At 47.1% G+C, this 11,926-nt stretch carries 1 protein-coding gene; it reads left to right on the top strand.

The genetic code is table 11. The annotated features are described in order from the left end of the window. The first annotated feature begins 174 nt into the window (after positions 1-174). Positions 175-11,817 carry a BapA/Bap/LapF family large adhesin gene (locus AMD27_RS04690; protein WP_067657032.1) on the top strand — a complete coding sequence of 3,881 codons (11,643 nt, stop codon included), beginning with the start codon at positions 175-177 and terminating at the stop codon, positions 11,815-11,817. Positions 11,818-11,926 lie beyond the last annotated feature (109 nt).

The raw sequence follows: 11,926 nt of genomic DNA on the forward strand, positions 1-11,926 counted from the left end.
GTTAATGTTTGTTAAAGATTTACAAAACTATAAAGATGTAAATTTTGGTGGTTATTTGTATATGTGTAATTATGTTGGGGACTTTGTGGAGTTGTATGAATAATCGTCAATTATTCAGTAGATTTCAAATAAATTACAATAATTTTGAATTATAAAAGCCAAGAAGGTGACCTCATGAATAAGATAACAATAGTCTCTAAAGAGCAACACACCACCACCCAGCAAACGGATGAAAACTCGGCCAGATTAACCGAAGCCTCCGTTGTAATTATTAATCACTCAATAGAAGATGTCGCCAAGATTATTAGAAATGGCAATAATGCAGAAGTCTATCTAAAAAATGGTGAAAAAATTGTCATTGAAAATTTCTTCAATGATCAAAATACTGCAGATAACTCAATCGTTTTTGATGATAATTCAGGTAAATTATATTGGGCTGAATTTACAGATCAGCAGGGGAATATTGCTGATACCATTAAATACCATTTAATTGATGACATAGAACCACTTTTATATTCAGATGAAAGTGGTTTAATTTTGCCTTGGTTGCTTGGTGGTGTAGCCGGTGTGGGGGCTATAGCGGCTGCTGCGTCTGATGATGATTCATCTACACCAATTGATTCAATGTCTGACTCTACTTCAAACTCAGATTCTACTTCAAACTCCGATTCTACTTCAAACTCAGATTCAATCTCCGATTCTACTTCAGACTCAGATTCAAACTCCGATTCTACTTCAAACTCCGATTCTACTTCAAACTCCGATTCTACTTCAAACTCCGATTCTACTTCAAACTCAGATTCAATCTCCGATTCTACTTCAAACTCAGATTCAATCTCCGATTCTACTTCAAACTCAGATTCAATCTCCGATTCTACTTCAGACTCAGATTCAATCTCCGACTCTACTTCAGACTCAGATTCAATCTCCGACTCTACTTCAGACTCAGATTCAATCTCCGATTCTACTTCAAACTCAGATTCAATCTCCGATTCTACTTCAGACTCAGATTCAATCTCCGATTCTACTTCAGACTCTGTTGATTTAAATAGTGTAGAAGACTTGGTTGCAGCGGCAGAAGCAGCCTATGCAGCAGCAGACACCGCATTAGCTGATGCGATTGCAGACAATGCAGTCAGCCAAGCCGAAGTCGATGCATTAACGCAAGACTTAGCCGATGCGACAGCAGCCAAAGAAGCAGCACAAGCAGCAGTAGATGGCATTGTTGCGGACTTCCCAACAGAAGCTGCTGGGTTCCAAGATCGCCTAGAAGCGTTGACAGATATCGTGATCCCTGCGGTGAACGATACCAACGACAATGGTACGCCGGATGCGGCTGAACTTGCAGCTGTTGAAGACTTGGTTGCAGCGGCAGAAGCGGCGTATGCAGCAGCAGACACCGCATTAGCTGATGCGATTGCAGACAGTGCGGTGAGCCAAGCCGAAGTCGATGCATTAACGCAAGACTTAGCCGATGCGACAGCAGCCAAAGAAGCAGCACAAGCAGCAGTAGATGGCATCCTTGTCGACTTCCCAACAGAAGCGGGCGAGTTCCAAGACCGTATTAATGACCTTGTAGATATCGTGATCCCTGCGGTGAACGATACCAACGACAATGGTACGCCGGATGCGGCTGAACTTGCTGCTGTTGAAGACTTGGTTGCAGCGGCAGAAGCAGCCTATGCAGCAGCAGACACCGCATTAGCTGATGCGATTGCAGACAGTGCGGTGAGCCAAGCAGAAGTTGATGCATTAACCATCGCTCGTGATGAAGCACTTGCAGCGAAAGCTGAAGCACAATTAGCAGTAGATGGCATTGTTGCGGACTTCCCAACAGAAGCTGCTGGGTTCCAAGATCGCCTAGAAGCGTTGATAGATATCGTGATCCCTGCGGTGAACGATCTAGATGACAACGGTGTTCCAGATGCATTGGATTCAGTTGAAGACCTAGTTGCAGCGGCAGAAGCGGCGTATGCAGCAGCAGACACCGCATTAGCTGATGCGATTGCAGACAGTGCGGTGAGCCAAGCAGAAGTTGATGCATTAATCATCGCTCGTGATGAAGCACTTGCAGCGAAAGCTGAAGCACAATTAGCAGTAGATGGCATTGTTGCGGACTTCCCAACAGAAGCTGCTGGGTTCCAAGATCGCCTAGAAGCGTTGACAGATATCGTGATCCCTGCGGTGAACGATACCAACGACAATGGTACGCCGGATGCGGCTGAACTTGCTGCTGTTGAAGACCTAGTTGCAGCGGCAGAAGCAGCCTATGCAGCAGCAGACACCGCGTTAGCTGATGCGATTGCAGACAGTGCGGTGAGCCAAGCCGAAGTCGATGCATTAACGCAAGACTTAGCCGATGCGACAGCAGCCAAAGAAGCAGCACAAGCAGCAGTAGATGGCATTGTTGCGGACTTCCCAACAGAAGCTGCTGGGTTCCAAGATCGCCTAGAAGCGTTGACAGATATCGTGATCCCTGCGGTGAACGATACCAACGACAATGGTACGCCGGATGCGGCTGAACTTGCAGCTGTTGAAGACTTGGTTGCAGCGGCAGAAGCGGCGTATGCAGCAGCAGACACCGCATTAGCTGATGCGATTGCAGACAGTGCGGTGAGCCAAGCAGAAGTTGATGCATTAACCATCGCTCGTGATGAAGCACTTGCAGCGAAAGCTGAAGCACAATTAGCAGTAGATGGCATTGTTGCGGACTTCCCAACAGAAGCTGCTGGGTTCCAAGATCGCCTAGAAGCGTTGATAGATATCGTGATCCCTGCGGTGAACGATCTAGATGACAACGGTGTTCCAGATGCATTGGATTCAGTTGAAGACCTAGTTGCAGCGGCAGAAGCGGCGTATGCAGCAGCAGACACCGCATTAGCTGATGCGATTGCAGACAGTGCGGTGAGCCAAGCAGAAGTTGATGCATTAATCATCGCTCGTGATGAAGCACTTGCAGCGAAAGCTGAAGCACAATTAGCAGTAGATGGCATTGTTGCGGACTTCCCAACAGAAGCTGCTGGGTTCCAAGATCGCCTAGAAGCGTTGATAGATATCGTGATCCCTGCGGTGAACGATCTAGATGACAACGGTGTTCCAGATGCATTGGATTCAGTTGAAGACCTAGTTGCAGCGGCAGAAGCGGCGTATGCAGCAGCAGACACCGCATTAGCTGATGCGATTGCAGACAGTGCGGTGAGCCAAGCAGAAGTTGATGCATTAACCATCGCTCGTGATGAAGCACTTGCAGCGAAAGCTGAAGCACAATTAGCAGTAGATGGCATTGTTGCGGACTTCCCAACAGAAGCTGCTGGGTTCCAAGATCGCCTAGAAGCGTTGATAGATATCGTGATCCCTGCGGTGAACGATCTAGATGACAACGGTGTTCCAGATGCATTGGATTCAGTTGAAGACCTAGTTGCAGCGGCAGAAGCGGCGTATGCAGCAGCAGACACCGCATTAGCTGATGCGATTGCAGACAGTGCGGTGAGCCAAGCAGAAGTTGATGCATTAACCATCGCTCGTGATGAAGCACTTGCAGCGAAAGCTGAAGCACAATTAGCAGTAGATGGCATTGTTGCGGACTTCCCAACAGAAGCTGCTGGGTTCCAAGATCGCCTAGAAGCGTTGATAGATATCGTGATCCCTGCGGTGAACGATCTAGATGACAACGGTGTTCCAGATGCATTGGATTCAGTTGAAGACCTAGTTGCAGCGGCAGAAGCGGCGTATGCAGCAGCAGACACCGCATTAGCTGATGCGATTGCAGACAGTGCGGTGAGCCAAGCAGAAGTTGATGCATTAACCATCGCTCGTGATGAAGCACTTGCAGCGAAAGCTGAAGCACAATTAGCAGTAGATGGCATTGTTGCGGACTTCCCAACAGAAGCTGCTGGGTTCCAAGATCGCCTAGAAGCGTTGATAGATATCGTGATCCCTGCGGTGAACGATACCAACGACAACGGTGTTCCAGATGCATTGGATTCAGTTGAAGACCTAGTTGCAGCGGCAGAAGCGGCGTATGCAGCAGCAGACACCGCGTTAGCTGATGCGATTGCAGACAATGCAGTCAGCCAAGCCGAAGTCGATGCATTAACGCAAGACTTAGCCGATGCGACAGCAGCCAAAGAAGCAGCACAAGCAGCAGTAGATGGCATTGTTGCGGACTTCCCAACAGAAGCTGCTGGGTTCCAAGATCGCCTAGAAGCGTTGACAGATATCGTGATCCCTGCGGTGAACGATACCAACGACAATGGTACGCCGGATGCGGCTGAACTTGCAGCTGTTGAAGACTTGGTTGCAGCGGCAGAAGCGGCGTATGCAGCAGCAGACACCGCATTAGCTGATGCGATTGCAGACAGTGCGGTGAGCCAAGCAGAAGTTGATGCATTAACCATCGCTCGTGATGAAGCACTTGCAGCGAAAGCTGAAGCACAATTAGCAGTAGATGGCATTGTTGCGGACTTCCCAACAGAAGCTGCTGGGTTCCAAGATCGCCTAGAAGCGTTGATAGATATCGTGATCCCTGCGGTGAACGATCTAGATGACAACGGTGTTCCAGATGCATTGGATTCAGTTGAAGACCTAGTTGCAGCGGCAGAAGCGGCGTATGCAGCAGCAGACACCGCATTAGCTGATGCGATTGCAGACAGTGCGGTGAGCCAAGCAGAAGTTGATGCATTAACCATCGCTCGTGATGAAGCACTTGCAGCGAAAGCTGAAGCACAATTAGCAGTAGATGGCATTGTTGCGGACTTCCCAACAGAAGCTGCTGGGTTCCAAGATCGCCTAGAAGCGTTGATAGATATCGTGATCCCTGCGGTGAACGATCTAGATGACAACGGTGTTCCAGATGCATTGGATTCAGTTGAAGACCTAGTTGCAGCGGCAGAAGCGGCGTATGCAGCAGCAGACACCGCGTTAGCTGATGCGATTGCAGACAATGCAGTCAGCCAAGCCGAAGTCGATGCATTAACGCAAGACTTAGCCGATGCGACAGCAGCCAAAGAAGCAGCACAAGCAGCAGTAGATGGCATTGTTGCGGACTTCCCAACAGAAGCTGCTGGGTTCCAAGATCGCCTAGAAGCGTTGACAGATATCGTGATCCCTGCGGTGAACGATACCAACGACAATGGTACGCCGGATGCGGCTGAACTTGCAGCTGTTGAAGACTTGGTTGCAGCGGCAGAAGCAGCCTATGCAGCAGCAGACACCGCGTTAGCTGATGCGATTGCAGACAATGCAGTCAGCCAAGCCGAAGTCGATGCATTAACGCAAGACTTAGCCGATGCGACAGCAGCCAAAGAAGCAGCACAAGCAGCAGTAGATGGCATTGTTGCGGACTTCCCAACAGAAGCTGCTGGGTTCCAAGATCGCCTAGAAGCGTTGACAGATATCGTGATCCCTGCGGTGAACGATACCAACGACAATGGTACGCCGGATGCGGCTGAACTTGCAGCTGTTGAAGACTTGGTTGCAGCGGCAGAAGCGGCGTATGCAGCAGCAGACACCGCATTAGCTGATGCGATTGCAGACAGTGCGGTGAGCCAAGCAGAAGTTGATGCATTAACCATCGCTCGTGATGAAGCACTTGCAGCGAAAGCTGAAGCACAATTAGCAGTAGATGGCATTGTTGCGGACTTCCCAACAGAAGCTGCTGGGTTCCAAGATCGCCTAGAAGCGTTGATAGATATCGTGATCCCTGCGGTGAACGATCTAGATGACAACGGTGTTCCAGATGCATTGGATTCAGTTGAAGACCTAGTTGCAGCGGCAGAAGCGGCGTATGCAGCAGCAGACACCGCGTTAGCTGATGCGATTGCAGACAATGCAGTCAGCCAAGCCGAAGTCGATGCATTAACGCAAGACTTAGCCGATGCGACAGCAGCCAAAGAAGCAGCACAAGCAGCAGTAGATGGCATTGTTGCGGACTTCCCAACAGAAGCTGCTGGGTTCCAAGATCGCCTAGAAGCGTTGACAGATATCGTGATCCCTGCGGTGAACGATACCAACGACAATGGTACGCCGGATGCGGCTGAACTTGCAGCTGTTGAAGACTTGGTTGCAGCGGCAGAAGCAGCCTATGCAGCAGCAGACACCGCGTTAGCTGATGCGATTGCAGACAATGCAGTCAGCCAAGCCGAAGTCGATGCATTAACGCAAGACTTAGCCGATGCGACAGCAGCCAAAGAAGCAGCACAAGCAGCAGTAGATGGCATTGTTGCGGACTTCCCAACAGAAGCTGCTGGGTTCCAAGATCGCCTAGAAGCGTTGACAGATATCGTGATCCCTGCGGTGAACGATACCAACGACAATGGTACGCCGGATGCGGCTGAACTTGCAGCTGTTGAAGACTTGGTTGCAGCGGCAGAAGCGGCGTATGCAGCAGCAGACACCGCATTAGCTGATGCGATTGCAGACAGTGCGGTGAGCCAAGCAGAAGTTGATGCATTAACCATCGCTCGTGATGAAGCACTTGCAGCGAAAGCTGAAGCACAATTAGCAGTAGATGGCATTGTTGCGGACTTCCCAACAGAAGCTGCTGGGTTCCAAGATCGCCTAGAAGCGTTGATAGATATCGTGATCCCTGCGGTGAACGATCTAGATGACAACGGTGTTCCAGATGCATTGGATTCAGTTGAAGACCTAGTTGCAGCGGCAGAAGCGGCGTATGCAGCAGCAGACACCGCATTAGCTGATGCGATTGCAGACAGTGCGGTGAGCCAAGCAGAAGTTGATGCATTAATCATCGCTCGTGATGAAGCACTTGCAGCGAAAGCTGAAGCACAATTAGCAGTAGATGGCATTGTTGCGGACTTCCCAACAGAAGCTGCTGGGTTCCAAGATCGCCTAGAAGCGTTGATAGATATCGTGATCCCTGCGGTGAACGATCTAGATGACAACGGTGTTCCAGATGCATTGGATTCAGTTGAAGACCTAGTTGCAGCGGCAGAAGCGGCGTATGCAGCAGCAGACACCGCATTAGCTGATGCGATTGCAGACAGTGCGGTGAGCCAAGCAGAAGTTGATGCATTAATCATCGCTCGTGATGAAGCACTTGCAGCGAAAGCTGAAGCACAATTAGCAGTAGATGGCATTGTTGCGGACTTCCCAACAGAAGCTGCTGGGTTCCAAGATCGCCTAGAAGCGTTGATAGATATCGTGATCCCTGCGGTGAACGATACCAACGACAATGGTACGCCGGATGCGGCTGAACTTGCAGCTGTTGAAGACTTGGTTGCAGCGGCAGAAGCGGCGTATGCAGCAGCAGACACCGCATTAGCTGATGCGATTGCAGACAGTGCGGTGAGCCAAGCAGAAGTTGATGCATTAACCATCGCTCGTGATGAAGCACTTGCAGCGAAAGCTGAAGCACAAGCAGCAGTAGATGGCATCCTTGTCGACTTCCCAACAGAAGCGGGCGAGTTCCAAGATCGCCTAGAAGCGTTGATAGATATCGTGATCCCTGCGGTGAACGATACCAACGACAATGGTACGCCGGATGCGGCTGAACTTGCTGCTGTTGAAGACCTAGTTGCAGCGGCAGAAGCGGCGTATGCAGCAGCAGACACCGCATTAGCTGATGCGATTGCAGACAGTGCGGTGAGCCAAGCAGAAGTTGATGCATTAACCATCGCTCGTGATGAAGCACTTGCAGCGAAAGCTGAAGCACAAGCAGCAGTAGATGGCATCCTTGTCGACTTCCCAACAGAAGCGGGCGAGTTCCAAGATCGCCTAGAAGCGTTGATAGATATCGTGATCCCTGCGGTGAACGATACCAACGACAATGGTACGCCGGATGCGGCTGAACTTGCTGCTGTTGAAGACCTAGTTGCAGCGGCAGAAGCGGCGTATGCAGCAGCAGACACCGCGTTAGCTGATGCGATTGCAGACAATGCAGTCAGCCAAGCAGAAGTTGATGCATTAACCATCGCTCGTGATGAAGCACTTGCAGCGAAAGCTGAAGCACAAGCAGCAGTAGATGGCATTGTTGCGGACTTCCCAACAGAAGCTGCTGGGTTCCAAGATCGCCTAGAAGCGTTGACAGATATCGTGATCCCTGCGGTGAACGATACCAACGACAATGGTACGCCGGATGCGGCTGAACTTGCAGCTGTTGAAGACTTGGTTGCAGCGGCAGAAGCGGCGTATGCAGCAGCAGACACCGCATTAGCTGATGCGATTGCAGACAGTGCGGTGAGCCAAGCAGAAGTTGATGCATTAATCATCGCTCGTGATGAAGCACTTGCAGCGAAAGCTGAAGCACAATTAGCAGTAGATGGCATTGTTGCGGACTTCCCAACAGAAGCTGCTGGGTTCCAAGATCGCCTAGAAGCGTTGATAGATATCGTGATCCCTGCGGTGAACGATCTAGATGACAACGGTGTTCCAGATGCATTGGATTCAGTTGAAGACCTAGTTGCAGCGGCAGAAGCGGCGTATGCAGCAGCAGACACCGCATTAGCTGATGCGATTGCAGACAGTGCGGTGAGCCAAGCAGAAGTTGATGCATTAACCATCGCTCGTGATGAAGCACTTGCAGCGAAAGCTGAAGCACAATTAGCAGTAGATGGCATTGTTGCGGACTTCCCAACAGAAGCTGCTGGGTTCCAAGATCGCCTAGAAGCGTTGATAGATATCGTGATCCCACCAATAACACAAACCCTTGATGCAATTAATGATGAGTATCAGTTGGATATGGGGCAAGAGTTCTTGGATGCAAGAACTACAGAGGATTTCAATGATGTTACTTATATTGATCTTCTTAGCGGAACAGAGGGCGAAATCTTAGGTGCTGATTTTTCTATACCGCAAGACCTGAATAATGCAGACCAAGGACGTACTGGTAATATCACGATTACTGCTACACAAGAGAATTTTATATCTGTCGCAGAAGCTTTCCAACTAGTGGTTTATCAAAATGTGAATGGTACGCAAACCGAAGTTGCTCGTATAGGTAACCAAGGTGGTGTTATTACATTAGGAGGTGTAGGTGTATTGGGTATTGTTAATAATCCAAACGGCATATCAGTCACCTTGTCTGATCTTCCTGAGGGTGAATATACCGCAGTAGTTGCAAAAGACAGCGGTCTCTTATCTGACTTAATCTACGCTATTGAATTAGATAAGCTGGGTGGTGAGGGAGCAATACTTGGTGCTTCAAATGAAACAGCAATTTACAACGCAATCAATACAGTACTAACTCCAGAGTTAGCTACGCCATTAGTGACTGTTGTTCAAGCAATTCTGGTTCCTGTGAACACAATTGGACTCCCTATTTCTAGTCTAGTGAGTCAACTGTTAGATGTTTTACCAGTTGAAGTTATTGACTACATAGTTAATCAGACTATCGGTCAAATTGTTACTAATACTTTGACATTGTATGAAAACACAGATCTCAGCATTACTGGTACAGAAGAAGCATTCCAAGCATATACGCTGACATCAAATGTCTTTAGCGATAATGGTAATGGAAATGATGTTGCACCTCTAGGCACCATTATTAGTGAAATTGATGGGACTCCAATATCAGGTGTAGAAACGATTCAAGGTGATTACGGTGTATTAGAAATTAATACAGTAACGGGCGAATTTACCTACACTGTGACTTCTGGTGAAGAAGCACTTGGTAAGACAGAGATCTTTAACTATACCCTTCAAAATGGTGCTCAAACAGATACTGCGCAAATCATTATTGATCTTGATGGCATACCGTTTGATGACAGTACACTTCTACCGCCAGATTACTTGGAGGAAGTGGTCGCGAATGATGATCTGGCAACAGTTCAAAATTATTATGAAGAGCCTGGTGATGATATTGGGACTGCAGGAGGGGCTGGACAGTTACTTGGCATTGAGCTTGTAGGCATTCCAATTAGTCTAGGTAGCACTACACCGTTTAATTTTGACGTACTTCAAAATCAAACAAGTGATGTAGAGATTGCAGTAAGCGGATTTAAATCGACAACATTAAGTTTATCTTTACTTAATACTTTAGCGGATCTTCTTACAGGTAATACCTTATATGCAGATGCTGTATTACAGCGTCAATATGTAGATGAAAATGGCGTTGTTCAAACTGAAAACTTTGTTGTGGAAGGTGGTGTCGAACTTGATGCTGAATTAAGTATTCCTAATTTATCTTTCGGTTATTCTTATGCTGGTTTAATTAACTATAACGACTTACCAGAAGGTATATACACACTATCAATTCAACCGCAAGAAACCACTGGCGCATTACGCGAATTGATAGATGCATTAGGTAGTGCTGTGGCAGTAAATCTGTTTGGTGGTATTCAATTCACAATTACAGATCAAACGAACAAATATTTAGGCTCTAACGAAATTGAAGGCAATGTAATTAATAGTGTAGACGGAGCCGACCTTGTTAACCCAACAACCTATGTCAAGCTCGTAAGTAACGAGTTAGGTGAACCTGCTGTGGCGATTGATAGTGCCAATACAGTTGTTCAGGGTGTTTACGGTACTTTATATATCTCGCCGGATGGTAGCTACAAATATGTAAGCCGTGGTGATGTTGAAGATATTGGTAAGGTTGACACCTTTAGTTATACCATTCGTGATTTCAATGGTTCAGAAGCTACAGCGGATCTTCATATTCGAGTAGATGGTGAAGGGTTAATTACTTGGCCAACTGATCCTGCACAAGCAGGTGTTGATCAAGAAGTAGTAGTTAATGCAACCAATGATCTAGCTGAAGTGTCAACCAACTTGGTGTATAGCTCTGCAACTAGCATTACAGCAGCTTCTAATACAGCAGGTTTGACAAATATTACTAATATCACGGCTGTGACCAAATCTATGACGTTTGTCGTTGGTCCTAATGATGGAGCAACTTCCGTATCAACAAGTGTTACAATAAGTGAGAACAGTACTCTTGCCTCTGCATCTGGTAATGTAGTTGCTACATTAAAAGATAGCTTAGGCAATGTCATTGCAACTTTACCACCACAAACAGTGACAACTTCGATCATTAATATTTTCGATACGCCTACTGCTACTGCAAACTTCAGTAACTTAGCTCTTAATTCAGGAACTTATACAATAGATTTTGCTTTTACTGGCTTATCTGGTTCAGGTTACCCTGTAACTTTAACGGCTTCAGCAGTAACGATTAATAAGGTTGACCTTGATACATATCAAGCTATTAATAGTGCTGAGTTAACTGAAACAGGTAATATTTTCACAGATGGTACTGCCGATACTTTAGCTAATAAGTTCACTACCTTAAGCATAGACGGTCAAACGCTTAGCCAAACTTCTGAGGACGTTACAATCCAAGGACTTTACGGTACATTGACGATCAGTGGTGATGGTGAGTATAGCTATCAAGCTAACTCAAGTAACTTCGGTGGTACTGAGAACTTTAGCTATACCCTGACTTCATTATCGGGCAATGATTCTACTGCTATCTTAACGATTGAAGTAGGACGTGAATTCACAAGCACGGTATTTAATGATGTGATTACCACCAATTCAAATGGTCCTGATACTGTGATTTATGACTTGCTTTCGAGTGTGGGTAACGGAGGTAATGGTTTTGATACATGGACGGATTACAGCAAAGCTGAAGGCGATGTAATTGATATTTCAGCACTGCTAGCGGGTCAAACTGTTGATTCAAGCAATATTGGAACATTTGTGACTTTGGCACAAAATGGAACAGATACGATTGTATCGATTGATCTTGATGGTGCGGGAACTCAATACAATCCAACTGAGCTGGTGATGCTGCAGAATACAGACAGTACAACATTGTTGTTAGATGAGTTGTTGAAATATAACAACCCTATCTAATATTTAAATAAAATAGAGGCTCTAAGGAGCCTCTATTTTTCATTCTAGAATGTTTTTTTAAACATTTTTTCATTTGAATGCAGAATATTGCGAAAATTAATGGTTGGAT

Source organism: Acinetobacter sp. TGL-Y2, assembly GCF_001612555.1.
Classification (GTDB): domain Bacteria; phylum Pseudomonadota; class Gammaproteobacteria; order Pseudomonadales; family Moraxellaceae; genus Acinetobacter.

Coding starts and splice junctions, on each gene's coding strand:
- AMD27_RS04690 (WP_067657032.1), top strand. CDS start 175: ATGAATAAGATAACAATAGTCTCTAAAGAGCAACACACCACCACCCAG.